Consider the following 25198-nt stretch of genomic DNA (forward strand, 5'->3'; position numbering starts at 1 on the left):
AGGCGAAGAGGGGGCCGACCAGGTTCAGTCCGGGGTGGGCGTCCGAGGCGTACAGGACGAAGAATCCGAGGGCGCCGCCGGCGAGGGCGAGGTCCTTGAGGAACTGCTGCTGCTCCATCTGGCGCGCCTCCGCGGACTCCTGCGTCCAGAAGTCGTGGAGGACGAACGCGGTGATGAGCAGGAACGGGACGAGGGCGACCGCGCCGAGGTCCGGCCAGATGCCGAGGACGAGCAGGGCAGACGCCACCAGGATGTAGGCGCCGGAGACCTGCACGGCGAGCCTGGCCATGGGGATCTTCTTCGCGGCCGCGTATCCGGCCATGGCGTCGGTGGCGGTGAGGTGGCCGATTCCGGCGCCGATGAAGATCGCCGCGAAGGCGATGCGGGCGATGAGGGCGACGACGTCCATGACTGCCTCCTGGGGGGAATGTCGTCATGCGTCACATGTGTCGCAGGACCTACCCCCTTTCCAAGATCGTTGAACGTTCAACCTGGGCTGCCAGTGGCGATGGTCACATGGGGCGCGGAATGGAAGGCATGGCACACTGGTTGGCAAAGCATGAACGCGTGCTCCGGGGTCGGTGAAACTCCGAACCGGCGGTGACAGTCCGCGACCCGGCCGAAGCCATCGGCCGGTTGACCCGGTGGGATTCCGGGACCGACGGTTAAAGTCCGGATGGGAGGCAGCGCGCGGTACGCCCCTGGCCTGGGGCGTGCGCCGATGTATGAACGTCCCCCCGGAGCCCTGATCTAGGAGGCCCGGGAGATGTTCACCGGCATCGTCGAGGAGCTCGGCGAGATCGTGGCGATCGAGCCCCAGGGGGACTCGGTCACGCTCGCGGTCCGCGGGCCGCTCGTCACCGAGGACGCCGTCCACGGCGCGTCGATCGCGGTCAACGGCGTCTGCCTCACGGTGGTGGACGTCGAGGACGGGGTCTTCACCGCCGACGCCATCAAGGAGACCCTCGACAAGTCCAGCCTCGGCGTGCTGGAACCGGGCTCCAAGGTCAACCTGGAACGCCCCGTCCGGCTGTCCGACCGGCTCGGCGGGCACCTGGTGCAGGGCCACGTCGACGGCGTCGGCACGATCATCTCCCGCGAGCCGGGCGAGCGGTGGGACGTGGTGACGGTCTCGCTGCCGTCCGACCTGAGCCGCTACCTGGTCGACAAGGGCTCCATCACCGTCGACGGCATCAGCCTGACGGTCGTGGAGGCGGGCGCCGACCGGTTCAGCGTCGCGCTCATCCCGACGACGCTCGCCCTCACCACGCTCGGCCGCAAGAAGCCCGGCGACCCGGTGAACCTCGAGGTGGACGTCGTCGCCAAGTACGTCGAGCGCATGCTGGGCGGCCGGTCGTGAAACGGCTCGGCGCGATCGCGTTCAGGAACCGGCTCCGGGGCGCCCGGGGCCCGCACACCCCCAGGCAGAAGGCGGTGACCGCATGAGCGGCGGCAACGACACGGGCATTTTCGACACCATCGAGGCGGCGGTCGCCGACATCGCGGCGGGGCGCCCCGTCGTGGTCGTCGACGACGAGGACCGCGAGAACGAGGGCGACATCATCTTCGCGGCCGCCAAGGCGACGCCCGAGCTGCTGGCGTTCACGATCCGCCACACCAGCGGCGTCATCTGCGTCCCGATGGAGGGCGACGACCTCGACCGGCTGCAGATCCCGCTGATGACGGCGCAGAACAACGAGCGGATGCGCACCGCCTACACGGTCAGCGTGGACGCCCGGCTCGGCGTCACCACCGGCATCTCCGCCGCCGACCGGGCCAGGACCATCCGCACGCTGTGCGACTCGGCGTCCGAGCCGCGCGACCTCGTCCGCCCAGGCCACATCTTCCCGCTCCGCTACCGGGAGGGCGGCGTCCTGCGGCGCCGCGGCCACACCGAGGCGGCCGTCGACCTCGCCCGGCTCGCCGGTCTCACCCCCGCCGGCGTCCTCGCCGAGGTCGTCAACGAGGACGGCACCATGGCGCGCCTGCCCGAACTCCAGGTCTTCGCGAAGGAGCACGGGCTCAGGCTGATCTCCATCGAACAGCTCGCCGAACACCGCCGGCGCACCGAGAAGATGGTCACCCGCGTCGTCGAGACCCGCCTGCCCAACCGGTTCGGGACGTGGCGCGCCGTCGGGTTCTCCAGCGCCATCGACGGCGGCGAGCACATCGCGCTCGTGCTCGGCGACATCGGCGACGGCGAGGACGTCCTGATCCGGGCGCACTCGGAGTGCCTCACCGGCGACGTCCTGCACTCCGAGCGCTGCGACTGCGGCACCCAGCTGGACGCCGCCATGGAGCGCATCGCGCGGGAGGGGCGCGGCATCGTCCTCTACCTGCGGGGCCACGAGGGGCGCGGCATCGGCCTGCTCGCCAAGCTGCGGGCGTACGCTCTCCAGGACAACGGGTCCGACACCGTCGACGCGAACCTGGAGCTGGGCCTCCCGGCCGACGCGCGCGAGTACTCCAACGCGGCGCACATGCTGCGGGAGCTGGGCGTCCGGTCGGTGCGGGTGCTCACCAACAACCCGGCCAAGCTGAAGGGCCTGGACGGGTTCGGCGTGGACGTCCGGGGACGCGAGTCCATGCCCGTCGTCGTCACCGAGCACAACCGGCGCTACCTGACGGTCAAGCGCGACCGTCTCGGACACCAGATCGAGGGACTCTCATGAGCGGCGCGGGACGCCCCGAGGACATCACCGTCGACGCGGCCGGGCTGACGCTCGGCATCGTCTGCACCCGCTGGCACGGGCGGATCACCGACCAACTGCTCGACCGCGCGCTCGCCGCGGCGAAGGCGTGCGGGATCGCCGAGCCGGTCGTCGCCCGCGTCGCCGGCGCGCTCGAACTGCCGGTGGTCGCCCAGCAGATGGCCCGCGAGCTCGACGCGGTCGTCTGCCTCGGCGCGGTCATCCGCGGCGCGACCGCCCATTTCGACTACGTCTGCGACTCGGTGACCGCCGGTGTGACCCGTGTCGCGCTCGACGAGTCGACTCCGGTGGGCAACGGGGTCCTCACATGTGACACCATTGAGCAGGCACTGGAACGCAGCGGGCTGCCGGGCAGCCCCGAGGACAAGGGATGGGAGGCGACTGTGGCCGCACTCGACACGGCACTGACCCTGCGAGGTCTGCGGCATCACGGTCACGCCGGGCATGGTCCAGAGCATTTGGAGCGGGTCCAGGGCTTCCGCCCCTGACGGACTCGCGCGCCATCCGAGCATCTGACCACCCGGACATCCCGGACGTATCCTCACCGAAAGGCAATTCCGTGCTGTCACTCGTCCTGCCCAAGGGGTCGCTGGAGAAGGCGACCATGCAGCTGTTCGACGCCGCCGACCTCACCGTCCAGCGCTCGTCGGACCGCGACTACCGGGCGTCCATCGACGACCCCCGCATCGAGCGGGTCCGGGTCCTGCGCCCGCAGGAGATCCCGACCTACCTGGAGCAGGGGCTGTTCGACCTCGGCATCACCGGCCGCGACTGGATCACCGAGACCGACGCCGACGTCGTCAGCCTCGGCGAGCTGAAGTACTCCAAGGCCACCGCCAACCCGGTCCGCGTGATCATGGCGGTGCCGGACGGCGCGCCGTGGCAGTCGGTGTCCGACCTGCCGGAGGGCGTCCGGATCTCCACCGAGTTCCCGGCGCTGACCAGGCGGTTCCTCGACAAGCACGGCGTGAAGGCCACGGTCGTCCCGTCCTACGGCGCGACCGAGGCGAAGGTGCCCGACATCGTGGACGCGATCGTCGACCTCACCGAGACCGGCTCGTCGCTGCGCAAGAACGGCCTGCGCATCCTCGACACGCTGCTGACCAGCTACACCGAGCTGGTCGCGAACCGCGACTCCTACGAGGACGCGGAGAAGCGCGCCGCGATGGAGGACATCTCCCTCCTGCTGCAGGGCGTGATCCGCGCGCGCGGCAAGGTGCTGCTGAAGCTGAACGTCGCGCAGGCCGACCTGCGGAAGGTCCTCGACATCATGCCCGCGATGGCGTCCCCGACGGTGACCTCGCTGGCCGGCGGGGAGTCCAACGCGGTCGAGTCGGTGGTCGCCAAGCGCGGCGTCAACACGCTGATCCCGGCGCTCAAGGCGGCCGGCGCGCACGACATCCTCGAGATCCCCATCACGAAGATCGTTGACTGAGTCACCGGCCCTGCCGACCGTGTGGCGCCCCCGCACCACCCGGATCGTGGCCTACACCACGGCGGGCGCGATCGTGCTGGCCCTGATCGTGCTCGCCGTGGTGGTGCCGGAGCAGTACACCGTCGCCGACCGCGTGCTGATGGTCGTGTTCGGCGCGTTCATCGCGTGGGTGCTGCACATGCTGGCGCGCTGCCGCGTCACCGCCGAGGAGTCCGGCGTCACGGTGGTCAACGCGTTCAAGACCCGCCGCCTCGAATGGCCGGAGATCCTGGACGTCACCATGAACGTCGGCGACCCGTGGCCCACCCTCGACCTGTCGGACGGCACGTCCCTCGGAGCCATGGGCATCAACGGCGCGGAGAAGACCCTCGCCGCCCGCCAGCTCGCCGAGCTCCAGGCGCTCCTCCGCACCCGGGGCGAGGCCCCCGACCCCTTCTGACGCCGCCCCTTCTGACACCGCCCCTTCTGCCGCCGCCCGTTCTGACGCCGCCCGCGGGCGGACGGGGCCCCGGTCGCGGCGCTCACAGCGCGGTGAAGAGGGTGAAGGCGCCGGCGCCGATGAGCGCCACCGCCCAGACGCGGTCGAGGTTGAACCAGGCGCGCCGCAGGATCGCCAGGCCGACGACCTCGTAGACGAGCACCGCGACGGCGCCCGCGACGGCGAGCATCGACAGGGTGTGCACCGCGGTGACGAAGACGCCCGCCGACACCGCGCTGCCGGACGACGCGGCCAGGCCGTGGTCGTGGTGCGCCGGGGCCGCCTCCGACGACATGAGCACGGGCAGCAGCATGAGGCCCGCCCCGTGCACCGACGACATCAGGAACGACCAGCCGGCGAGCTGCCACAGCGAGATCCGCATGCCGACCCAGCGGAAGTGCCGCTTCGACAGCAGCCGCCAGAGCCCGAAGCCGACGAGCAGGACTCCGCCGCCGATCGCGGCCGCCTGGGTCGCGACCACCGAGCGGGTGAGCGCGATCAGGACCGCGACGGCGCCGACGGACGCGGCGTGGCCCGCGGCGATGGCCGGGAGCGACTGCAGGACGAGTTGCCTGCTGCGCTCCTGGAGGCCGCGGGCCACCGCGAACAGCCACCCCATGGCGGGGTTGACGCCGTGGAACGCGCCGAGCGCCACCAGCGCGGCGAGCGACCCGTCGTTCACGGGTAGCAGTACGAGTCAGAGGAGGCGTCGCCGCCCTGGAGGCGGGTCTGGTGCGGGCGGCGGCCTCTGAAGTCGTCGCCGTTGGGGAAGAAGCGCTCGTCGAAGGAGAAGGCGTCGGGGGTCGAGTCGAGCTTGGCCATCCATGCGCCGACGCCGTCGGGGAAGAACTGGTCGTCCCACGCGCCGTAGAGCGAGTTGGTGACGTAGACGCGCTTCCCGTCGCGGCTGATCTCCACCATCTGCGGACCGCCCGCGAGCGGGCGGTCCGGGGCGGCGGGGTGGGGGGTCCGGCCGACGATGCCGCCGATGCGCACCGAGCCCGCCTCGACCGGGTGGAACGGGTCGCTGACGTCGTAGCGCTTCAGCTCGCCGGTGCCCCAGCACGACACGTACAGCCACTGGTCGTCCACGGACAGGTCGATGTCGGTGACGAGCGGCGGCACCGCGCCGAACGGCTGGATGACCGGCGGCAGGGAGGCGGGATCGACCGGCTCGGCGGGGATCGTGATGACCTTGGTGGCGGCCCACGCGTCGCCGTCGCGGTGCCACACCCACACCGACGCCGACAGGTCCTCGACGCTCACGACCACCCCGGCGAACCCGTACAGCTTGGTCGGGTCGTGCGCGGGGCGCAGCTCCAGGACCATCTGGTGCTCGTCCCCGAGGTCCACGGTCTGGACGTGCTTGCGCTTGCGCAGGTCGAAGAAGTTCAGCGAGTGGCCGTACTTGCGTCCGAGGAGCAGTTCGCCGACGACACCGTCCTCCACCATCGACGGTGTGCCCCACTCGGAGGCGATGAGGACGTCGTGCGCGATGTGCCACCACGCGTCATAGGCGAAGTACTGCGGCCCCCGGTCGACCTCCCAGCGCCCGAGGACGTCGAACGAACTGTGGTCGAGCAGCGCGATGCCGCCCGGCCCGTCCTCGCCGCCCGCGCCGCCGAGCGCCGTCAGGTAGAGCCCCTCGGGCCCGCAGTGGACGGTGTGGGGCCGCGAGTACCCGGCGCGCTTGGCCAGCTCGTCCGGCTCCAGCACCTTGACGATCTCCGGGGCCGCCGGGTCGCCCTTCGTGTCGAGCACGTACACCCGCGACGAGCGCAGCCCCGGCACGATCAGGTAGCGGCGCTCCACGTGCGGATGCGGCGACCCGGGGCACAGCGCGCTGCTGCACGCGTTCCACCCGAAGTGGTGCAGCTCGTCGCCGAGGTACGGCAGGTCGGTCCAGCCCACCACGGACCCGTAGGAGGCCGAGCCCGGGTCCACGTCGACGACGGCGATCGCGTCCGGTCTCTCGGCGGCGCGGTCGAACGCCGCCACGTACGCGAGCCTCTCCGCCGGGGCGGCGGCCGCGTCGCGCGGCGAGGCGTAGAAGGTCGGGTCCGGCTTCCACAGTGCCATGGTCCGTCCTCAGGGTCGTCGGTCACCGGCCGCCGCCCGGCCGCGACCGGCCGCGTCGGACGTGCGGGCCCCTGTCCACATTCAGCGTCCAGCCCGCGGGGCGGGATGTCCACGGCCGCGCGGCAATTCCTGCCGCGATCGCGCACCGGAGGGCGGTGCCGCGAAAACGCAAGGGTCCCGGGCGTGTGAGTTGCGTCTCCCGCCGAGTAGCCTCAGAGCCGTGGGGGAGACGGCGGCGATGACCACGGACCAGCTCGGATCGCCCGCGGAGCTCGCGGGCATGCTCGACAGGCACGCCTATCTGTGCGACGAGGGGCTCGCGACGGCGTGCTTCCTCGCGCTGCGGATGGGCAGGCCGCTCTTCCTGGAGGGCGAGGCCGGCGTCGGCAAGACCGAGCTGGCCAAGACGCTGGCGCGCGGGCTCGGCGCGCCGCTGATCCGGCTGCAGTGCTACGAGGGCCTCGACGCGTCCCAGGCGCTCTACGACTGGGACTTCCCGCGCCAGCTGCTGCACCTGCGGGCGGCCGAGGCGGCGGGCGTGAACGACGTGTCCCGGCTGGAGGGCGAGCTGTACGACCGGCGGTTCCTGCTGGCCCGGCCGCTGCTCCAGGCGCTGGAGACCGCGCCGAGCGTCCTGCTGGTGGACGAGCTCGACCGCGCCGACGACGAGTTCGAGGCGTTCCTGCTGGAGGTCCTCAGCGACTTCACGATCACCGTCCCGGAGCTGGGCACGATCCGCGCGGAGCGCCCGCCCGTCGTCGTGGTCACCTCCAACCGCACCCGCGAGGTCCACGACGCGCTCAAGCGGCGCTGCCTGTACCACTGGCTGGAGCACCCGTCGTTCGACCGGGAGGTCGCCATCATCCGGCGGCGGCTGCCCGGCGCGGCGGAGCGGCTCGCCGGGCAGGTCGCCCGCGCCGCGCAGCGGATGCGCGAGACCGACCTGCTGAAGCCGCCCGGCGTCGCCGAGACCCTCGACTGGACGGAGGCGCTCGTCGCCCTCGGCGTCCGCGAGCTGGATCCGGCGACCGCCGCGGTGACGCTCGGCGCCGTGCTCAAGTACCGCGAAGACCAGCAGCGCGTCCTCGGCGCCGGGCTAGAGGCCCTGCTCAACGGGGGATGAGCCGTGGAGCGGGACGTCACCGAGACGATGGTCGGGTTCGCCAGGACGCTGCGCGCGGCGGGCGGCGCGGCCGACCCCGAGCGCGTCCAGGCGATGCTGGCGGCGCTCGACCACCTGGACGTCCTCGACCCGCGCGACGTGTACTGGGCCGGGCGGCTGACGCTGTGCGCCGACCCCGACGACCTCGCCCGCTACGACCGGTGCTTCGCCGCGTACTTCTCCGGCGCGACCGCGCGCCTGGGGCGCAGGCCGCCGCCGGTCGTCGTGCGCCGGATGACGGTGCCCGACCCGGGCGCGCAGGCCGGGAACGAGGAGGCGGGCGAGCTGAAGGCCGCCACCGCCAGCGAGGTGGAGGTGCTGCGCGACCGGGACGTCGCGCGGCTCACCGCCGCCGAGCGCGCCGAGGTCGCCCGGCTGATCGCCGTCCTGCACACCGGCGCCGAACAGCGCAGGTCGCGCCGGTTCGCGCCCGCGCCGGCCGGGCGGCTCGACCCTCCGCGGACGGTCCGGGAGACGCTGCGCCGCGGCGGCGAACTCTCCCTGCTGCGGCACCGCGCGCACCGCACCCGCCCGCGCCGGGTGGTCCTGATCGTGGACGTCAGCGGGTCGATGAGCCCGTACGCTGACGCGCTGCTGCGGTTCGCGCACGCCGCCGCCCGGTCCGGCGGGCGCGCCGTGGAGGTGTTCAGCGCCGGGACGCGGCTCACCCGCCTCACCCGGGAGCTGCGGCACCGCGACCCGGACGCGGCGATGGCGGCGGCGTCCGCGGCCATCCCGGACTGGAGCGGCGGCACCCGGCTCGGCGAGGAGCTGAAGGAGTTCCTCGACCGGTTCGGGCAGCGCGGCCAGGCCCGCGGCGCGATCGTCGTGATCGCCTCGGACGGCTGGGAGCGCGGCGACGCGACGCTGCTCGGCGAGCAGATGGCGCGGCTGCACCGGCTCGCGCACCGGGTCGTGTGGGCGAACCCGCACAAGGCGCGGCCCGGCTACGAGCCGCTGACCGCGGGGATGGCGGCGGCGCTCCCGCACGTGGACGACTTCACCTCCGGGCACAGCCTCGCGGCGCTGGAGGAGCTGGCCCGCATCGTCGCGGGCGGCGGAAAGGGGAGGGCTCATGCGTGACGTGCTCGACGACATCGCCCGCTGGTACGCCTCCGGGGAGACCTTCGGGCTCGCGACCGTGGTGCACACGTTCCGCAGCGCGCCGCGCCCGCCGGGCGCGGCGATGGCGGTCTCGCCCCGCGGGGAGGTGGCGGGCAGCGTGTCCGGCGGCTGCGTGGAGGGCGCCGTCTACGAGCTGGCGCAGTCGGTGCTGGAGACGGGCGAGCCGGTCGTCCAGCGCTACGGGGTCAGCGACGACGACGCGTTCGCCGTCGGGCTGACCTGCGGCGGCATCCTCGACGTCCTGGTGGAGCCGGTGGGGCCCGCCACGTTCCCCGAGTTCGCCGAGGTCGCCGCGGCCATCGAGCGGCACGAGCCGGTCGCGGTCGCCACCGTCGTCGCCGGTCCCGGGCGCATCGGCGCCCGCCGCGTCATCTGGGCCGACCGCGCCTCCGGCTCCCTCGCGCCGGGCGAGCCGCACGCGGACCGCCTCGACGCCGCCGTGGACGACGACGCGCGCGGCATGCTCGCGCAGGGCATCACCGGCCAGCGCCACTACGGCCCGCAGGGGGAGCGGCGGCTGGACGACCTGTCGGTCTTCGTGCACTCCTTCGCCCCGCCGCCGCGGCTGCTGGTGTTCGGCGCCATCGACTTCGCCGCGGCCGTCGCGCGCATCGGCAAGTTCCTCGGCTACCGCGTGACGGTGTGCGACGCGCGGCCGGTGTTCGCGACCGCCAAGCGGTTCCCCGACGCCGACGAGGTCGTGGTGAAGTGGCCGCACAAGTACCTGGAGGAGACGCGCGCCGCGATCGACGGGCGCACCGCCATCTGCGTCCTGACCCACGACCCGAAGTTCGACGTGCCGCTCCTGGAGGTGGCGCTCCGCACCGAGGCCGGCTACGTGGGCGCGATGGGTTCGCGCCGCACCCACGACGACCGCCTGGCCCGGCTGCGGGAGGCGGGCCTGACCGACGCGGAGCTGGGCCGGCTGCGCTCGCCGATCGGGCTCGACCTCGGCGCCCGGACGCCGGAGGAGACGGCGGTGTCGATCGCGGCGGAGCTCGTCCAGCTCCGCTGGGGCGGTTCGGGCCGCCCGCTCACCGACACCAGCGGCAGGATCCACGCCGACGCGCACTGACGGGGCTACCCTCTCCGGATGACGTTGCGCGGTGACGAGTCCCCGGCCGGCCTGCTGCTCGCCGCGGGGGAGGGCAGCCGGCTCGGGCGGCCCAAGGCGACCCTGGAGCTGGACGGCGAACGCCTCGTCGACCGGGGCGTCCGGACGCTGCGCGACGGCGGCTGCTCCCCGGTCCTGGTGGTGGCGGGGGCCGCGCAGATCGAGGTCATCGGCGCCGTCGTCGTGCCCAATCCCGGCTGGCGGGACGGCATGGGCTCCTCGCTGCGCGCCGGCCTCGCCGCGCTGCCGCCCGCCTGCCCCGCCGTGGTGATCGCGCTCGTCGACCAGCCCCTCGTCACCCCGGCGGCCGTCGCCCGGCTGATCGCCGCCTACGAGGCGGGCGCCGCGATCGCCGTCGCGACCTACGGGGGAGCGCGCCGCAACCCGGTCCTGCTGCGCGCCGAGCACTTCGCCGGCGTCGCCGCCGCCGCGGTCGGCGACCAGGGCGCCCGCGGCTACCTGCGCGCCCACGCCGGCCTGGTCACGCCCGTCCCGTGCGACGACGTGGCCGCCCCCGACGACATCGACACCCCGGACGACCTGGAGGCGTTCAACCGCCGCGAGCCGCGGTGACGGCCCGCTCGTAGGCGAGCAGCGTGTCGATGAACATCTTGCGCTGCGCCGGGGTGAGCGGTTCCAGGGCGGTGCGCCAGGCGCCGGCGCCGCGGCCGAGCCGGCCGTTGATCGCGGGCAGGTGCCCGGCGGCGACGCTGACGATGGTGCGGCGCCGGTCGGCGGGGTCCTCGCGGCGTTCGAGGATGCCCTGCCGGCTGAGGTCGCCGACCATCAGGCTGACCGTGGCGGGCGCGACCTCCAGCCGCCGGGCGAGCGCGTTCACGGTCATCGGCCCGTCGAACAGCAGGTAGGCCAGCGGCGACAGGTGCCGCGGCGCGAGGTCGAAGGACGCCGGCTCCGCCGGCACCTTGATCTTCTTGGCGGCGGAGACCAGCCGCGGCATCGACGCCGCCGCTCTGCGCGGCGGGACCCGCGCCGCCCCCGACCCGGCCCGGCAGCTGCGCGAACACTGCGTCTCCGTCTGCGGCGTCCTCGGCGAGCACCACGACAACGAGGAAGGACGCGCCTTCCCCCGCCTGGAGACCCAGTTCCCCGGCCTCGCCCCGGTCGTCGGCAGGCTGCGCCGCGAGCACGCCGCCGTCACCGAGAACAGGCGCAGGCTCCAGGCCGTACTGGACGACGCCGGCTCCCGCGACCCGGACGCGGTCCGCGCCGAACTCGACCGGATCACCGCCGAACTCGACGAGCACTTCGCCTGCGTGGAGGAGCAGCTCGGTCCGCTCCTCGACGTGGTCGCGCCCCTCTGGCGGAAGGGCTAGGCGGGCAGGACGCTCTCGTCCAGGGCACCGCAGTCGACGGCGCGGCGCAGCCGGGCGGTGAGCGCCTTGACGGTGGCGGGCTCGTCCAGGAACCCGCTCGCGCCGCCCGCCGCCTGCTCGTGCCACGCCCGGACCCGCCCGATGACGTCGTCGACGCCGGTCAGGTGGAACGCGTACACGGCGGCGTACCGGCTCGGCAGGTGCGCGGGGTGCAGGTCCCAGCCCTGGTAGAAGCCGTGCGCCAGCGAGTGCCGGACGTGCGCCGCGTGCGCCGCCCACGTCGCGTTGACCTCGTCGGGGCCGTCGTTGCGCGGGATGACGTTGGTGGAGCCGTCCGACAGCCGCACGCCCGTGCCCGCGAGCGACACCTGCATGAGGTGCCGGGCGAAGTCGCACGCCGGGTGGTCGAGCCGCTGCTCGTGCGGCGGCAGCCCCAGCGCGGCGGTGTAGTCGAACACCCCGAAGTGGGCGGCGGTGACGCGGCCCTGCGCCGCGGCCACGAGCGGGCCGAGCCCGACCCGGTCCTCTGCGTGGTCGATGAGCGACTGCGGCGTCTCGACCTGGATCTCGAACCGCAGGATGCCCTGCGGCAGCCCGAGCGAGCTCTCCAGCCGGTCCAGGAACTCGGTGAACAGCCGGACGTGCTCGGCCGACAGCACCTTCGGGAAGGTGATCGTGAACCCGCCCGGCAGCCGCCCGAGCCGGTCGCGCAGCGAGGTGAGGAACCCGTCGAGCGTGCGCATCGCCCGCTCGTGCCCGCCGTCCGCGAACGACTTCACCCGCAGCCCCCAGTAGTGCGGCAGGCCCTTCACCTGGTACGCGGCGGCGACCGCCTCGACGACCTGCTCGACGTGCCCGTCCTCCTCGGCGTCCTCGCGCACGCCGTAGCCGTCCTCGAAGTCGATCCGCACGTCCTCGACCGGCTCGTTCGCGAGCTTCGCCGCGACCCGCGCGCGCACCGGCTCGGCCAGCTCGGGGTCGAGCCCGAACGCGGCGCCGAACGACCCGGCGCCCGGCGTGTGCGTGTTCAGCAGCCGCAGCGCCTCGGCGCCGAAGTCGGCGGGCGTCGAGCGCGAGAACCGGTCGGCCGGCACGTACACGGTGTGCACGGGCTGCCGCCCCTCCGCACCGCCGGGGAAGCGCTCGCCGTGCGCGTCACGGGCGGCGGCGATGCGCGCGGACAGGTCGTCGAACGAGGGCACACTGAGGTTCACCCCGCAATGATCCCCCAACCGCCGCCCCTCGGGGAACCGATCGCGGCCGGAATCAGGAGTCGGCCACGATGCCCCACGTGCCGGTGAACTCGGCGCCGGGCTCCAGGTGGACGAGGCCCTCGCCCGAGGCGAACGCGTTCGGGGGGCACGTCATGGGCTCGACGCCCAGACCCCGCCTGGGGTCGGGGGTGTCGTCGGCCGTGTAGATCTCCATCCACGGGTGGGCCTCGTCGGCCCACAGGCGCACGGTGCGGCCGCCGCCGGAGAGGACCACCCAGACGCGGCCGCCGCCGTCGCGGTTCAGGTCGGCGAAGGCGTTGTCGATCCGCCGGCCGCCGAGCAGCGGCCCGGTGCGCAGGTCGTACTCGGTGCCCGTGACGTCCTCGGACGGCCCGCACGGGATCATCCGGTCGTTCACCGGGAGGTACCGGTCGGCGAGCAGGCGGACGGTGCACTCGTCGATGGGTTCGCCGACCGTCAGGTACGGGTGCGCGCCGTGGCCGTAGGGGGCCGTCCTCGACCCGGGGTTGCGGGCGGTCATGCGCACCCGCAGGCCCTCGGACGCGTCGAGGGAGTACTCGGCCTCCAGGTCGAGCCGGAACGGGTAGCCGCCCGTCGCGAGGAGCCGGTGGGTGAGCCGCACCCGGTGCGGCTCGTGCTCGGCGGCCCGCCACGGCGCCCACCGGACGAGGCCGTGGATCGCGCAGTCCCGGGCGGGCTCGGACACGTCCAGCTGGTGCTCGGCGCCGCCGTAGGAGTAGCGGCCGCGGTCCACGCGGTTCGGCCACGGGATCAGCAGGTGCCCGAACGCGGCGGGGGCGGGCTCGTCCGCGCCGTGCGACAGCACCAGCGGCCTGCCGTCGCGGGTCAGCTCGCGCAGGCTCGCGCCCGACTCGGTGATGACGGCCTGGTACGGCCCGGCGCTCAGGGCGTACTGCTCCCCGGTGATCGACTCGCTCATGTCCGGGACGGTACCCGCCGGCACCGCCTCTACGCGATCTCCGCGAGGGCGTGCAGGGCGTCGGCGAACACCGCCGCCGGCGGCTCGACGAGGCCCGCGCCGACCTGGCCGGTGCCGGCCTCGCGGCCCGCGATGCCGGTGTCGATGACGGGCAGGATCCCGGTGCGGACGACGCGGGTGACGTCGATGCCGACCGGGGTGCCCCGGAACGACAGCAGCGGGATCTGCAGCCCCGGGTGCTCCGCGAGGGTGATCTCGTACATCCGCTGGGTGGCGGCGACCGCGTCGGGGACCTCGCCGCCGACGAACCGGACGATCGCCGGCGCGGCGGCGAGCGCGAACCCGCCCGTCCCGGCCGTCTCGGTGATCGCCGAGTCGCCGATGTCGGGGTTGGCGTCGTCCGGCCCGTAGTCGCCGAGGTAGAGGCCGTCCGGGACGCCCGCGGGGGCGGTGAACCAGCGGTCGCCCGTGCCCGACACCTGGATGCCGAAGTCGGTGCCGTTGCGGGCCATCGCCACGACGAGGCTCGACCCGGGGACGTCCCGGGCCGCGTCCGCGCACGCCTTCGCCGCCGCCATCCCCGCGTTGAGGAAGAAGTGGTCGTTGCCCGCCGCGAACCGCAGCGCCTCGGCCGCCTCACCGCGCGGGACGTCCTCGGCGGCGGCGAGGTCGGGCGCCAGCTCGCGCAGCAGCAGCGACGTCGCGGCCCGGTTCCGGTTGTGCAGCTCGTCGCCCATCTGCAGCGCCTGCGCGATGACCGACATCAGGTCGAGCGGGCCGTGCCGCCGGACCGCCGCCCGCAGCGCCGGTCCCAGCACCTCGCCCATCCACCTGAGCCGCTCGATCACCTCCGGCCCGTACGCCCCGTACCGCAGGACCTTCCCGAGCCCCTCGTTGAGCGAGCAGTACGAGGTCCCGCCGTGCTCGGCGTCCTCGACCACGAACATCCACATGGACGGGCTGACGACGCCCGCCATCGGCCCGACGGCGGCGTGGTGGTGGCACGGTTCCAGCACGGCCGCGCCGCGCTCCAGCGCGTGCCGGGCGCCGAGCGGCGTCTCGGCGAGCCCTTCGAGGAGCATCGCGCCGATGAGCGCGCCCCGCATCGGGCCGGACGCGCGCTCCCACTCCAGCGGCGGGCCCGCGTGCAGGAACGTCCCGGGCTCCAGGCCGAGGACGTCCCGCGCGGGCCGCACGTCCACCAGGTGCGGGCGGGCCGTGACCATGCGCCGCACGGCGCGCTCGTTGGCGTCCGCGCGGCGCGGGTCGCCGAGCACCGCGGCGAGCGCCGCCTCCGTCCCGGGCGGCGGGGGCCGCCAGTCGACCGCCTCCACCGGGACGGCCTGGTCGGCGAGCGCCTCGGCCAGCACCTCGACGCCCGCGGCGACCACCCGGGGCTCGCGGGACAGCAGCCCGCCCAGCCGCTGATCGGTCATGCCGACCCCCCTTCCGCCGTGCCCCCTTCGACGCCGCCTTCGGCGCCCCCCTCGACCGTGCCGCTTTCGACCGTGCCGCCTCCGACCGCGCCCCCGGTGACCAGGCGCAGGGCGTGCCTGGTCGCCTGGGCGTTGGAGCCGAACACGTCGGCGCCCGCCTCGCACAGCGCCGCGGCCTGCCGGTCGCGGTCCTGCGGATCGCCCGGCGTCCCGCACAGCGACACCACGACGGCCAGGTCGGGGCGGCTCCCGGCCGCGTCGGCGATGGCCGGGGCCAGCGCGGCGGCCGGGTCGGGCTCCGCGCCGTACCCGAGCACCACGTCCAGGAGCAGGACGCCGCAGCCGGGGTCGGCGGCCTCGGCGCGCAGCGCCTCCAGCCGCAGCGTCGGGTCGATCATCGGGTGCGCGCGGCCGCGCGTGTAGGCGTCGTCGCCGAAGTCGGCGAAGCGGTGGCCGCGCGACTCCAGGTCCCAGCCGAGGGCGTCCCGCGCGATCATCTCCGCCTCGTCCCGCAGCGTGCCGCCCGCGAACAGCCCGCGCAGCGCCCGCCCCGCCACCGCGGCCGGGCGCCGCGCCGCCGTCCACCGCGGCCACTCCGGGACGGTCCGGCCGAGCGCCGTCAGCACCTTCTCGGCAGCGCGGGTCAGGTCGTCCTCGTCGGCCATCGGCAGCGCGAACACCACGGGCGTGTCCAGCCGCCGCGCCGCCTCCCGGATCAGGTCCAGCACCTGCGGCGCGGGCGGCTTCGACACCAGCACGATCAGCTCGGTGCCCGGGTCGGCGTCCAGCGCCGCCAGCGCGGACAGCGCCGACCGGCCGCTCACCTCGGGCGACAGGTCCCGGCCGCCGACGCCCAGCACGTGGCTCACCCCGGCGCCCGCCGCGTCGAGCAGGCACATCAGCTGCTGCGCGCCCGTCCCGGACGCGGCGACGACGCCGACCGGCCCGGGGCGGACCGCGTTGGCGAACCCGAGGCCGGCGCCGCCGATGACGGCGGTCCCGCAGTCCGGGCCCATCACGATCAGCCCGCGCCGCGCGGCCGCCTCCTTCAGCGTGATCTCCTGCGCGAGCGGCACGTTGTCACTGAAGATCATCACGTTGAGGCCGGCGTCCAGCGCGTCCATCGCCTCGGGGAACACGTGCGGGCCCGGCACCGACAGCAGCGCGACGGTCGCGTCCGCCCGCGCCGCCGCCGACCCCGTGGTGCGCGGCGGTTCCGGCGCGCCGAGCGGCCCGCCGCCGGCGGGGGGCCGGGACGCGTCGCGCAGCAGCCCGTCCAGCGCCTCGCGGGCCTCGTCGAGCCCGCCGCCGTCCACCCGGACCGCCACGACGAGGTCGTCGGGCCCCGCGTCGCCGGGGACCTCGAACCCCATCCGCTCGAACATCTCGCGGTTCAGCTCCGTCGCCATCGCCACCATCGCCGCGGCGACGCCGGGACGCGCGGCCATCTCCCGGCTGACCCGCATGAGCGTGACCGAATCGTGGTAGCCCCCCCGCCGGACCTCGACCCAATCGCTCATGCGTGCCTCCCGCGGGGGACGGCCCCCCGGGCCCCCCGGTCCGCTGCGCTCATGCAGTCACCTTCGCAGCGCTCCGGGCGGTGGCGGCGGACAGGGCGAGCGCGGCGCGGCAGCCGGCGAGGACGCCGTGCGCGAGGTCGGCGCCCGAGGTGTGCCCGACCGACAGCAGGCGCCGGACGGCGCTCTGGCCCGCGCCGCCCGGCGGTTCGTGGCCGCCGACGAAGCGCAGCACGGCCGCGACCTCGGCGCCCGCGCCGCCCGCCGCCGCGCAGTGCAGCAGCGTCGCGGCCAGCGCCGTCGTGCGGGTGCCGGCGTCGGCGGTGACGGCGGCGCCGATCCAGTCGGCCATCCGCACCGCCGCCTCCCCGTGCCGGACGGCGCCGCCGACCAGCCGCAGCGAGACGAGCAGGCCGCACAGGATGTCGTCGCCGGACGGCGTCAGCCCCGGCCCGAGCCCGACGATCCGCTCGGCCGCCTCCACGGCGTCGGCGAGGTCGCCGGCCGCGCAGGCGGCGGCGAGGCCGGCCGGGTCGGGGTGCCCGTCGAGGCCGCCGCCGGCCGGCCCGGCGGCGGTGAGCGCGCCGGCCGAGGCCAGCTCGTCCTCCAGGGCGCGGACGCCGCGGGCGAGCGCCGCGGGCTGCATCGCGGCGAGCGCCGGGGACGGGTCCCACCAGCGGCGGACGCGCACGGCCAGCCCGTCCGCCTCCACCCGGCCCTCGCCGACGAGGGCGTCCCCGCCCTCGCGGACGGACCGGAACGGGTGCTCGCGGCGCGTCGCCACGACCACCACCGCGTTCGGCAGCCGCCCGGCGTCGGAGGTGACGACGGCGAGCACGCGCGGCTCGGCGCCGCCCCGCATCTCCAGGTACAGCGCCGACGGGAACACGGCGATGACCCGCGCCGGGCGGCGCGGCGGGTCCAGCAGCGGCCGCAGCGCGAGGCTCGCGGCGCCGGCGGCGGGCGGCCGCCGCCGCGGCCGGGCCGGGAGCGGGATCGGGTCGCGGACGAGGGCAGTCACGGATCCTCCCGAGGCCGGTGTCGGTGGCCGCCCGCCCCGCGGACGGCCCGGCCTCGCGACGACGGTAGAACGGGCCCCGCACCGGTCGTATGGAGAAAGCTGCCAAGGATGGTTGTCATCGTTCGTCTTTGTTGTCATTTTTGATCAGGAACCGGTAGCGATCACATCGTCACGGACGATGTACGCACCAAAAGCGAGGTGACCCCTGGCATGAGCTACACCACAGCGGACCCGGGCCCACCGGCCCTCCGGCTCGCGAGTACCGGAACACTGACCTACGGCCTGTCGGTGGGGGAGGTCCTCGGCGTCAGCACCCTGAACGGCGCCCGCCTCATCGCCGGCCGGTCCGGCCTCGAACGCGTCGTCCAGCGGCTCAACGTGATGGAGGTCCCCGACATCCTGTCGTGGGTCAAGCCCAACGAGCTGCTCCTGACCACCGGCTACCCCCTGCGGAACACCCCCCAGTCGCTCGACAACCTGGTCGCCGACCTCGACGAGCGCGGCCTCGCGGCCCTGGCCATCAAACTGGGCCGCTACCTCGACTCCCTCCCCGCCGAGATGATCGCGCAGGCCGACCGGCGCGGCTTCCCCCTGATCCTGCTCCCGAACGACGTCGGCTTCGACGACATCCTCAACCAGGTCCTGACCGACATCCTGAACCGGCAGGCGGCGGTCCTCGCCCGCACCGAGGAGGTGCACCGGGCGCTCGTGCAGATCGTGCTGTGCGGCGGCGGCCTCCAGGAGGTGGTCGACGAGGTCGCGTCGCTGCTGGACGTCGCGGTCGTGGTGCTGGACGGCGAGCAGCGCGTGCTCGCCGGCGCCGGGCCGGACGAGCACGTCCAGGCGATGCGCGCGTTCGACGCGGGCCGGCACGCGGCCTGCGGGCGCGGCGGCTGCGGCGTCATCGGCGCGCACGGCACCGGCGACCACCTGGTCGTGCCCGTGATGGCGGGCGGCTTCGACCACGGCCGGATCGTCGCGTTCAGCCCCGCCGGGACGCTGCGCGGCACCGACCTCGGCATCCTGGAGCGCGCCGCGACCGTCGCCGCGCTCGTGGTGACCAAGCAGCAGGCCGTCGCGGCGGTGGAGAGCAAGTACCGCGCCGACTTCCTGCGCGACATCCTCGCCGGGCGCGCCGGCGACGACGACCGCGTCGTCGCGCACTGCGGCGGGTTCGGCTGGGACCTGGACCGCCCGATGATGGTGCTCGTCGCCGAACTGGACGGGCGCCCGCGGGGCGCCGCCCCCGAGGCCGACGGCAAAGGGCGCGGGAAGGCGCCCGACCCCGACGGGAAGAGCCGCGGCGCCGAGGAGCGGTCGGCGCAGGAGCGCCTCGCCGCCGCGTGGACGACGGCCGTCCGCCGGCACGACAAGGGGGCGGCGGTCGCGAGCTTCGCGCACGAGGTCGTCGCGGTCGTCGGCGCGGACGGCGCCGACCCCGCCGAGTGGGCGGCCGGGCCGGTGCAGGCGATGGTGAAGGAGGCTTCGTCGATCTTCGCCGAGCACCTGCCGGTGCGGCGGACGTTCTCCACCGGGATCAGCCGGACGGTGGAGTCCCCGGCGGCGCTGCCCGAGGCGTACGAGCAGGCGGTGAAGGCCGTCCGCGTCGGCCGCCAGCTGAACGGCGCGGGCGCGCGGGCGCACTTCGACCAGCTCGGCGTGTACCGGCTGCTCAGCCTGGTGTCGGACCCGGGGGAGCTGCACGCGTTCGTCCGGGAGACGCTCGGCGACCTCGCCGCCGACGACGAGCCGGAGCTGGTGGATCTGCGCCGCACCCTGCAGGTGCTCTTGGAGACCAACCTCAACGTCGCCGAGACGGCCCGCCGGCTGCATTTCCACTACAACACTCTCCGGTACCGCATCGGGAAGCTGGAACGGATGCTCGGCGCGTTCACCGAGGACGCCCATCTACGGCTCAATCTCACCCTCGCCCTGCACGTTCTGCGCATGCGCGGTATCTGAGGGTAGTGTAATCCAGCCCACACCGGCCGGTCCTCCCAATCGGCGGCGCGGGCTTTGGCAGAACTCGCCGATGCCCGTCCATCAGGGTAGATCTACCTTGCCCGCATGTACGCGGTCGGATGAGCAGGAGGGGCCCCGATGGTGATCGGCTGGAAACTGCACGGCGACGGGAGAACGCCGCCGCCCGGGGAGGTCGTCCGCCCGGACGAGCGGCTGTCGTGGCCGCGGACCGCGGGCATCGGCGCCCAGCACGTCGTGGCGATGTTCGGCGCGACGTTCGTGTTCCCCATCGTGATGGGCCTGGACCCCAACCTCGCGATCATGATGTCCGGGGTCGCGACGGTCCTGTTCCTGCTGATCGTCGGCGGCCGGGTGCCGAGCTACCTCGGCACCAGCGCCTCGTTCGTCGGCGCCGTCGCGGCGATCCGCGCGGCGGGCGGCGACAGCGCCACCGTGACCGGCGCGATCCTCGTCGCGGGCGCCGTCCTCACGCTGGTCGGCGTCCTCATCCACTTCGCCGGCGCCGAGGTCATCCACCGGGTGTTCCCGCCCGTGGTGACCGGCGCCGTGGTCATGCTCATCGGCTTCAACCTCGCCCCCGTGGTCGCGACCGTCTACTGGCCGCAGGACCAGTGGGTCGCCCTCGCCACGCTCGCCTTCGCGGTGCTCTGCGCGGTGCTGCTGCGCGGCTTCTGGGCGCGCATCACGATCCTGCTCGCGCTGATCTTCGGCTTCGTCCTGTCGTGGATTCTCGACAGCACCGCCGGGAAGATCACGTCAGTTCTTCCCGGCCAGAACCTGCTGGACGGGGCCGGCAAGGCGTGCACCTCCGAGGGCGCGTACTGCGTCGCCACCGCCTTCCCGCACGACCGGGTCGACTTCACCGCCGTTAAGGACGCCGACTGGTTCGGGTTCCCGAGCCTGCACGGCCCCGACTTCAAGACCTCGGCGATCCTGCTCGCGCTGCCCGCGGTCATCGCGCTGATCGCGGAGAACACCGGGCACGTCAAGGCCGTGGCCGCGATGACCGGCGACGACCTGAACCCCGTCCTCGGCCGCGCGATCGCCGCGGACGGCGTCGGCACCACCCTCGCCAGCGCGGTCGGCGGTTCCCCCACCACCACCTACGCCGAGAACATCGGCGTCATGGCCGCGACCCGCATCTACTCGACCGCCGCCTACTACGTCGCCGCGGCCGTCGCGATCCTGTTCGGGCTGTGCCCCAAGTTCGGCGCGCTGGTCGCCGCGACGCCGGGCGGCGTGCTCGGCGGCATCACCGTCGTCCTCTACGGGATGATCGGCCTGCTCGGCGCGAAGATCTGGATCGAGAACCGGGTCGACTTCGCCGACCCGGTCAACCTGGTCCCGGTCGCCGCGGCGATCATCCTGGCGATCGGGAACGTGACGCTGCAGGTCACCGACGACTTCCCGCTGCAGGGCATCGCGCTCGGCACCATCGCGGTCCTGCTCGGCTACCACGTCCTCAACGTGCTGCGCAGACCGGAGGACGCGGGCGGCGGCATCATCGCGCCCGCGGAGGAGGAGATCGGCGGCCCGGTCCGCCCCGCCCCGAGCAGCGATGCGGGCTGACGCGTGAAGCCGCCCCCGTTCGGCTACCACGCCCCCGGCACGGTCGGCGAGGCGCTCGACGCCCTCGCCGCCGCGCCGGGCGGCAAGGTGCTCGCGGGCGGGCAGAGCCTCATCCCGCTGCTGAACATGCGGCTCGCCGCGCCGTCCGACCTGGTCGACATCAACCGGGTCGCCGGACTGGACACCCTGCACGCGGACGGCGCGGGCGTGCGGGTCGGCGCGCTCGCCCGGCACGCGCGGGTCGAGCGCTCGGCGGAGGCCGCGGCCGCGCAGCCGCTGCTCGGGCAGGCGCTGCGGCACGTCGCGCACCCCGTCATCCGCAACCGGGGCACGGTCGTCGGCAGCCTCGCGCACGCCGACCCCGCCGCCGAGCTGCCCGCGGTGCTGGCCGTGCTCGGCGGGACGGTCGAGGCGGCGTCCGCGCGGGGGCGCCGCACCATCCCGGCCGCCGAGTTCTTCACCGGCCCCCTCGAATCGGCGCTGCGGCCCGGCGAGCTGGCCGTCTCCGCGTTCTTCCCGGCGGCGCCGCCCCGCACCGGCACCGCGTTCGCCGAGACGGCCCGCCGGCACGGCGACTACGCGCTCGCCGGCGTCGCCGCCGTCGTCACCCTCGACGAGGACCTGCGGGTCGGCGCGGCCCGCGCGGGATACCTGGGCGTCGCCGCGACCCCGCTCGTCCTCGACCTGACGGGCGCGGCCGGGCCGGACGGCGACTGGGCCGCGGCCGCCGCGCACGTCCGCGACCGGATCGACCCCGAACCCGACATCCACGCCGGCGCCGCGTACCGGCGGCACCTGACCGGCGTGCTCACCGAGCGCGCGCTGCGCGCGGCGGCGGCCCGGGCCCTGCGCAGGACGGGTTCGCCGCGGAAGGCGGAGGACTGATGGAGGAGAGCTTCGAGGTGGCGCTGACCGTCAACGGGACGCACCGCACCGCGCGCGTCCCGGCGAGGCGGCTGCTGTCGGACCTGCTCCGGCACGACCTCGGGCTCACCGGCACGCACGTCGGCTGCGAGCACGGCGTCTGCGGCTGCTGCACCGTCCTGCTGGACGGGGAGCCGGTGCGGTCGTGCCTGATGTTCGCCGTCACCGCCGCCGGCCGGGAGGTCACCACGGTGGAGGGCCTCGCCGCCGAGGACGGGACGCCGTCGCCGGTGCAGCGGGCGTTCCGCGAATGCCACGGCCTGCAGTGCGGCTTCTGCACGCCCGGGTTCCTCTGCACGGTCACGGCGCTGCTGCGCGAGACGCCGCGCCCGACCGAGGACCAGATCCTGGAGGGGATCTCCGGGAACCTGTGCCGCTGCACGGGGTACCAGAACATCGTCAAGTCGGTGCACCGCGCCGCCGACCTGCTCGCCGCGGCCGCGGAAGAAGGGGAGGGCTGATGGGCACGCGCGTCTTCGGCGAACGGGTCGAGCGGCGCGAGGACGGCCGGCTCGTCACCGGCCGCGGCCGCTACCTCGACGACCTCGGGCAGGGCGCCCTCGCCGCGGCGTTCGTCCGGTCGCCGCACGCGCACGCCCGCATCACCGACATCGACGTGTCCGGGGCGCTCGACGTGGACGGCCTCGTCGCCGTCTACACCTGGGAGGACCTGCCCGGCCGGGTCGGGGAGCCGCTGCCGCTGCTCATCCCGCACCCGGCGCTGACGCACGGCCGCACCGGCCACCCGCTGGCGCGGGACGTCGTCCGGCACGTCGGCGAGCCCGTCGCGATGGTCGTCGCCCGCGACCGCTACCTGGCCGAGGACGCCGCCGAGCGCATCCGCGTCGAGTACGAGCCGCTGCCCGCCGTCGTCGGGATCGAGGCGGCGACGCGGGCGGAGCACCTCGTCCACGACGACGTGCCGGGCAACGTCGGGGCCGTCCTCGTGCAGGAGACGGGGGACGCGGCGGGCGCGATCGAGTCGGCGCCGCACGTGCTGGAGTTCAGCCTGTCGATCGAGCGCAGCGCGTCGATGCCGCTGGAGGGGCGCGGCGTGTACGCGCGGTGGGACGCCGACGACGGGTCGCTGCGCGTGTACTCGTCCACGCAGGCGTCCACCAGCGTGCGGGCCGCGATCGCCGCGCGGCTCGGGCTGCCGAACGGCAAGGTCGAGGTCGTCGCCCCCGACGTCGGCGGCGGGTTCGGCGTCAAGATCGTGCACCCGTGGCCGGAGGAGATCCTCGTCCCGTGGGCGGCGCGGCTGCTGGACCGCGAGATCAAATGGGCCGAGGACCGCCGCGAGCACTTCGTCTCCGCCGCGCACGAGCGCGGCCAGCTGCAGGACGTGCGGGTCGGGTTCGACGACGCGGGCCGCGTCCTCGGGCTGGACGTGCGCATCCGGCACGACCACGGCGCCTACACCCCGTACGGGATCATCATCCCGATCGTCACGTCCACGCAGCTCCTCGGCCCGTACAAGATCGGCGCGTACCGGGCGGAGGTCGTCAGCCTCTACACCAACACCCTGATCGTCACCCCGTACCGGGGCGCGGGGCGCCCGCAGGGCGTGTTCTGCATGGAGCGGACGATGGACCGCATCGCCCGCCACCTCGGCGCCGACCGCGCCGACGTGCGCGCCGCGAACCTCATCCAGCCCGACGAGTTCCCCTACGACCAGGGCCTCACCTTCCAGGACGGCCGCCCGCTGATCTACGACTCCGGCGACTACCCGGAGCTGCTGCGCAAGGCGCGGGAGCTGATCGGCTGGGACGGGTTCGAGGCCGAGCGCGCCGCCGCCGCGTCCCGGGGCCGCCGCCTCGGCATCGGCCTCGGCGTCTACGTGGAGGGGACGGGCGTCGGCCCGTACGAGGGCGGGCACGTCGAGATCGACACGGCCGGGCGGGTGCACGTGTCGACCGGGCTGACCTCGCAGGGCCAGGGCCATGAGACGGTGTTCGCGCAGATCGCCGCCTCCGAGCTGGGCGTCCCGATCGAGGACGTGCACGTCACGACGGGCGACACGCGCCGGTTCGGGTACGCGGTCGGGACGTTCGCGTCCCGCGCCGCGGTGATGAGCGGCAACGCGATCGCGCTGGCCTGCCGGAAGGTCCGGAGCAAGGCGCTGCGCATCGCCGGCGAGGCCCTGGAGGCCGACCCGGACGACCTGGACATCACCGACGGGGTCGTGCACGTGCGCGGCGACCGGTCGGCGGCCGTCCCGCTGCGGACGGTGGCGGTGCTGTCGAACCCGCTGCGGTACGCGTTCGACGAGGAGGCCGCGGCGGCGACGCAGTTCGCGGTGGGCCGCCCGGCGACCGAGCCGCCGGTCGCGTCCGGCGACGAGCCGGGCCTGGAGGGGCGCGACTACTACTCGCCCGTCCGGTCCACGTTCGCGGCCGGGGCGCACGCCGCGATCGTGGAGGTCGACCCGGACACCGCCGAGATCGCGATCCTCCGGTACGCCGTCGTCCACGACTGCGGCCGGCTCATCAACCCGATGGTCGTCGAAGGGCAGATCCACGGCGGCGTGGCGCAGGGCATCGGCGGCGCGCTGTACGAGCGGATGGCGTACGACGAGGCGGGGCAGCTGCTGAACGCGTCCTTCATGGACTTCCTCATGCCGTACGCGACGGAGATCCCGCGCATCGAGACCGGTCATCTGGAGACGCCGTCGCCGCTGAACCCGCTCGGCATCAAGGGGGCGGGGGAGGCGGGCGTCATCCCGGTGTCGGCGGTGATCGCGTCGGCGGTGGAGGACGCGGAGGGCGTCCGCGTCGACGCGATGCCGATCTCCCCGGACGAGCTGTACACGCTGCGGGAGCGGGCCGCGGCCGATCCGTCGCTGCGCGTCCGGGAGAGCGTCCGGGCGGGCTGACGGGGCGGGCCGGCCCTTGTCCGCCGATGCCGGTCTCGGGGGCGTCGGGGTCGCCGGCTGATGCTGGCGGGACCGGCTCGGGAAGCGGGGGACCTCGGCCCCGCCAGCGTGTTGACCCTAGTGAAGGCCCCCCTCGGCCTTGGCCGTAACCGGGATTCCTCCGGGAAGGTCGGAATTCCCCCGGTGGGGCGGCCGCCGTGGGACGGGCCGCCGTGGGACGTGGGACGGCCGGGGCCGTCGGGCCGCGGCGGGCGGGTCAG

24 protein-coding genes and 1 riboswitch are annotated in these 25198 nt (G+C 74.6%); of the genes, 15 read left to right on the forward strand and 9 right to left on the reverse strand.

The features are described 5' to 3' along the window. Positions 1–409 (reverse strand): DoxX family protein (locus ACIWVC_RS26855; protein ID WP_396454741.1); only part of this gene is annotated, 409 nt, incomplete at its 3' end. A 154-nt stretch (positions 410–563) separates the two neighbouring features. Beyond that, positions 564–694, forward strand: a riboswitch (FMN riboswitch). Positions 695–766: 72 nt separating this feature from the next. On the opposite strand from ACIWVC_RS26855, the gene ACIWVC_RS26860 reads away from it, so the two are divergent. The 5 genes from ACIWVC_RS26860 (at position 767) to ACIWVC_RS26880 (ending at position 4585) form a co-directional block, all read left to right on the forward strand. Continuing rightward, the gene (locus tag ACIWVC_RS26860; protein WP_396450769.1) at positions 767–1360 is read left to right on the forward strand and encodes a riboflavin synthase; all 594 of its coding nucleotides are present in this window, start codon (positions 767–769) and stop codon (positions 1358–1360) included. An 82-nt stretch (positions 1361–1442) separates the two neighbouring features. Next, complete coding sequence (locus ACIWVC_RS26865) at positions 1443–2672, forward strand: bifunctional 3,4-dihydroxy-2-butanone-4-phosphate synthase/GTP cyclohydrolase II (RefSeq protein ID WP_396454742.1); 1230 nt, start codon at positions 1443–1445, stop codon at positions 2670–2672. Next, entirely contained in the window at positions 2669–3199 is a 531-nt protein-coding gene (gene ribH, locus ACIWVC_RS26870) for a 6,7-dimethyl-8-ribityllumazine synthase (protein ID WP_396450773.1), read from the forward strand. Before ACIWVC_RS26865 ends, ribH begins: the two co-directional genes overlap by 4 nt. 71 nt (positions 3200–3270) lie before the next feature. Further along, positions 3271–4146: an ATP phosphoribosyltransferase gene (hisG, locus tag ACIWVC_RS26875; protein ID WP_396450775.1), complete on the forward strand. Its 876-nt coding sequence runs from the start codon at positions 3271–3273 to the stop codon at positions 4144–4146. Continuing rightward, positions 4139–4585 carry a PH domain-containing protein gene (locus tag ACIWVC_RS26880; protein WP_396450777.1) on the forward strand — a complete coding sequence of 149 codons (447 nt, stop codon included), beginning with the start codon at positions 4139–4141 and terminating at the stop codon, positions 4583–4585. Before hisG ends, ACIWVC_RS26880 begins: the two co-directional genes overlap by 8 nt. A gap of 82 nt (positions 4586–4667) precedes the next feature. Here the strand turns inward: ACIWVC_RS26880 and ACIWVC_RS26885 are convergent, their stop codons facing one another. Both ACIWVC_RS26885 and ACIWVC_RS26890 read right to left on the reverse strand, forming a co-directional pair. Next, positions 4668–5306, reverse strand: a complete 639-nt coding sequence (locus ACIWVC_RS26885) for a hypothetical protein (protein ID WP_396450779.1) — start codon at positions 5304–5306, stop codon at positions 4668–4670. Next, a complete protein-coding gene (locus ACIWVC_RS26890) occupies positions 5303–6703 on the reverse strand; it encodes a selenium-binding protein SBP56-related protein (RefSeq protein WP_396450781.1) in 1401 nt (466 codons plus the stop codon). Before ACIWVC_RS26890 ends, ACIWVC_RS26885 begins: the two co-directional genes overlap by 4 nt. A gap of 238 nt (positions 6704–6941) precedes the next feature. On the opposite strand from ACIWVC_RS26890, the gene ACIWVC_RS26895 reads away from it, so the two are divergent. The 4 genes from ACIWVC_RS26895 to ACIWVC_RS26910 are packed head-to-tail and all read left to right on the forward strand — an operon-like array spanning position 6942 to position 10677. After that, positions 6942–7826 carry an AAA family ATPase gene (locus ACIWVC_RS26895; RefSeq protein WP_396450812.1) on the forward strand — a complete coding sequence of 295 codons (885 nt, stop codon included), beginning with the start codon at positions 6942–6944 and terminating at the stop codon, positions 7824–7826. 3 nt (positions 7827–7829) lie between these two features. After that, complete coding sequence (locus tag ACIWVC_RS26900; protein WP_396450782.1) at positions 7830–8948, forward strand: VWA domain-containing protein; 1119 nt, start codon at positions 7830–7832, stop codon at positions 8946–8948. Further along, positions 8941–10065: an XdhC family protein gene (locus ACIWVC_RS26905; protein ID WP_396450784.1), complete on the forward strand. Its 1125-nt coding sequence runs from the start codon at positions 8941–8943 to the stop codon at positions 10063–10065. Before ACIWVC_RS26900 ends, ACIWVC_RS26905 begins: the two co-directional genes overlap by 8 nt. Positions 10066–10083: 18 nt before the next feature. Further along, on the forward strand, positions 10084–10677 hold the full coding sequence (locus ACIWVC_RS26910) for an NTP transferase domain-containing protein (RefSeq protein ID WP_396454743.1): 594 nt from the start codon (positions 10084–10086) through the stop codon (positions 10675–10677). Here the strand turns inward: ACIWVC_RS26910 and ACIWVC_RS26915 are convergent. Beyond that, positions 10655–11062 (reverse strand): MarR family winged helix-turn-helix transcriptional regulator, encoded by a 408-nt coding sequence (locus ACIWVC_RS26915; RefSeq protein WP_396454744.1) that lies wholly within the window; start codon positions 11060–11062, stop codon positions 10655–10657. The genes ACIWVC_RS26910 and ACIWVC_RS26915 overlap by 23 nt on opposite strands. Here ACIWVC_RS26915 and ACIWVC_RS26920 point away from each other — a divergent pair. After that, positions 11037–11438 carry a hemerythrin domain-containing protein gene (locus ACIWVC_RS26920; RefSeq protein WP_396450790.1) on the forward strand — a complete coding sequence of 134 codons (402 nt, stop codon included), beginning with the start codon at positions 11037–11039 and terminating at the stop codon, positions 11436–11438. The two genes, ACIWVC_RS26915 and ACIWVC_RS26920, sit on opposite strands and share 26 nt — an antisense overlap. Here the strand turns inward: ACIWVC_RS26920 and ACIWVC_RS26925 are convergent. Genes ACIWVC_RS26925 through ACIWVC_RS26945 form a run of 5 tightly spaced genes read right to left on the reverse strand, consistent with a single transcriptional unit; the run spans position 11435 to position 17587 of the window. Beyond that, positions 11435–12652, reverse strand: coding sequence for a DUF6986 family protein (locus ACIWVC_RS26925; protein ID WP_396450792.1), 1218 nt, complete (start codon positions 12650–12652; stop codon positions 11435–11437). The genes ACIWVC_RS26920 and ACIWVC_RS26925 overlap by 4 nt on opposite strands. 52 nt (positions 12653–12704) lie before the next feature. Then, positions 12705–13613 (reverse strand): aldose 1-epimerase family protein, encoded by a 909-nt coding sequence (locus ACIWVC_RS26930; protein WP_396450794.1) that lies wholly within the window; start codon positions 13611–13613, stop codon positions 12705–12707. Between the two features lie 29 nt (positions 13614–13642). After that, positions 13643–15049 carry a DUF1116 domain-containing protein gene (locus ACIWVC_RS26935; RefSeq protein ID WP_396450796.1) on the reverse strand — a complete coding sequence of 469 codons (1407 nt, stop codon included), beginning with the start codon at positions 15047–15049 and terminating at the stop codon, positions 13643–13645. Further along, complete coding sequence (locus ACIWVC_RS26940) at positions 15046–16569, reverse strand: FdrA family protein (RefSeq protein WP_396450798.1); 1524 nt, start codon at positions 16567–16569, stop codon at positions 15046–15048. Before ACIWVC_RS26940 ends, ACIWVC_RS26935 begins: the two co-directional genes overlap by 4 nt. 49 nt (positions 16570–16618) lie before the next feature. Then, positions 16619–17587 carry a DUF2877 domain-containing protein gene (locus ACIWVC_RS26945; protein ID WP_396450800.1) on the reverse strand — a complete coding sequence of 323 codons (969 nt, stop codon included), beginning with the start codon at positions 17585–17587 and terminating at the stop codon, positions 16619–16621. Positions 17588–17797: 210 nt separating this feature from the next. Between ACIWVC_RS26945 and ACIWVC_RS26950 the strand changes: the two genes are divergently transcribed. The 5 genes from ACIWVC_RS26950 (at position 17798) to cutA (ending at position 24938) form a co-directional block, all read left to right on the forward strand. After that, complete coding sequence (locus ACIWVC_RS26950) at positions 17798–19549, forward strand: PucR family transcriptional regulator (RefSeq protein ID WP_396450802.1); 1752 nt, start codon at positions 17798–17800, stop codon at positions 19547–19549. A 138-nt stretch (positions 19550–19687) separates the two neighbouring features. After that, positions 19688–21139 (forward strand): uracil-xanthine permease family protein, encoded by a 1452-nt coding sequence (locus tag ACIWVC_RS26955; RefSeq protein ID WP_396450804.1) that lies wholly within the window; start codon positions 19688–19690, stop codon positions 21137–21139. A 3-nt stretch (positions 21140–21142) separates the two neighbouring features. Beyond that, a complete protein-coding gene (locus ACIWVC_RS26960) occupies positions 21143–22024 on the forward strand; it encodes an FAD binding domain-containing protein (protein ID WP_396450806.1) in 882 nt (293 codons plus the stop codon). Next, a complete protein-coding gene (locus tag ACIWVC_RS26965) occupies positions 22024–22524 on the forward strand; it encodes a (2Fe-2S)-binding protein (RefSeq protein WP_396450808.1) in 501 nt (166 codons plus the stop codon). Before ACIWVC_RS26960 ends, ACIWVC_RS26965 begins: the two co-directional genes overlap by 1 nt. Next, positions 22524–24938 (forward strand): aerobic carbon-monoxide dehydrogenase large subunit, encoded by a 2415-nt coding sequence (gene cutA, locus ACIWVC_RS26970; protein WP_396454745.1) that lies wholly within the window; start codon positions 22524–22526, stop codon positions 24936–24938. Before ACIWVC_RS26965 ends, cutA begins: the two co-directional genes overlap by 1 nt. Positions 24939–25198 lie beyond the last annotated feature (260 nt).

Origin of the sequence: Actinomadura sp., assembly GCF_044508335.1 — a bacterium.
In the GTDB taxonomy this organism is placed as follows: Bacteria; Actinomycetota; Actinomycetes; order Streptosporangiales; family Streptosporangiaceae; genus Spirillospora.

Excerpts from the sequence above, each read along its gene's own strand:
- ACIWVC_RS26895 (WP_396450812.1), top strand. The coding sequence starts at position 6,942 with ATGACCACGGACCAGCTCGGATCGCCCGCGGAGCTCGCGGGCATGCTC.
- ribH (WP_396450773.1), top strand. The coding sequence starts at position 2,669 with ATGAGCGGCGCGGGACGCCCCGAGGACATCACCGTCGACGCGGCCGGG.
- cutA (WP_396454745.1), top strand. The coding sequence starts at position 22,524 with ATGGGCACGCGCGTCTTCGGCGAACGGGTCGAGCGGCGCGAGGACGGC.
- ACIWVC_RS26940 (WP_396450798.1), bottom strand. The coding sequence starts at position 16,569 with ATGAGCGATTGGGTCGAGGTCCGGCGGGGGGGCTACCACGATTCGGTC.
- ACIWVC_RS26860 (WP_396450769.1), top strand. The coding sequence starts at position 767 with ATGTTCACCGGCATCGTCGAGGAGCTCGGCGAGATCGTGGCGATCGAG.
- ACIWVC_RS26905 (WP_396450784.1), top strand. The coding sequence starts at position 8,941 with ATGCGTGACGTGCTCGACGACATCGCCCGCTGGTACGCCTCCGGGGAG.
- ACIWVC_RS26915 (WP_396454744.1), bottom strand. The coding sequence starts at position 11,062 with ATGCCGCGGCTGGTCTCCGCCGCCAAGAAGATCAAGGTGCCGGCGGAG.
- ACIWVC_RS26955 (WP_396450804.1), top strand. The coding sequence starts at position 19,688 with ATGGTGATCGGCTGGAAACTGCACGGCGACGGGAGAACGCCGCCGCCC.
- ACIWVC_RS26930 (WP_396450794.1), bottom strand. The coding sequence starts at position 13,613 with ATGAGCGAGTCGATCACCGGGGAGCAGTACGCCCTGAGCGCCGGGCCG.
- ACIWVC_RS26935 (WP_396450796.1), bottom strand. The coding sequence starts at position 15,049 with ATGACCGATCAGCGGCTGGGCGGGCTGCTGTCCCGCGAGCCCCGGGTG.
- ACIWVC_RS26890 (WP_396450781.1), bottom strand. The coding sequence starts at position 6,703 with ATGGCACTGTGGAAGCCGGACCCGACCTTCTACGCCTCGCCGCGCGAC.
- ACIWVC_RS26950 (WP_396450802.1), top strand. The coding sequence starts at position 17,798 with ATGAGCTACACCACAGCGGACCCGGGCCCACCGGCCCTCCGGCTCGCG.
- ACIWVC_RS26910 (WP_396454743.1), top strand. The coding sequence starts at position 10,084 with ATGACGTTGCGCGGTGACGAGTCCCCGGCCGGCCTGCTGCTCGCCGCG.
- ACIWVC_RS26865 (WP_396454742.1), top strand. The coding sequence starts at position 1,443 with ATGAGCGGCGGCAACGACACGGGCATTTTCGACACCATCGAGGCGGCG.
- ACIWVC_RS26965 (WP_396450808.1), top strand. The coding sequence starts at position 22,024 with ATGGAGGAGAGCTTCGAGGTGGCGCTGACCGTCAACGGGACGCACCGC.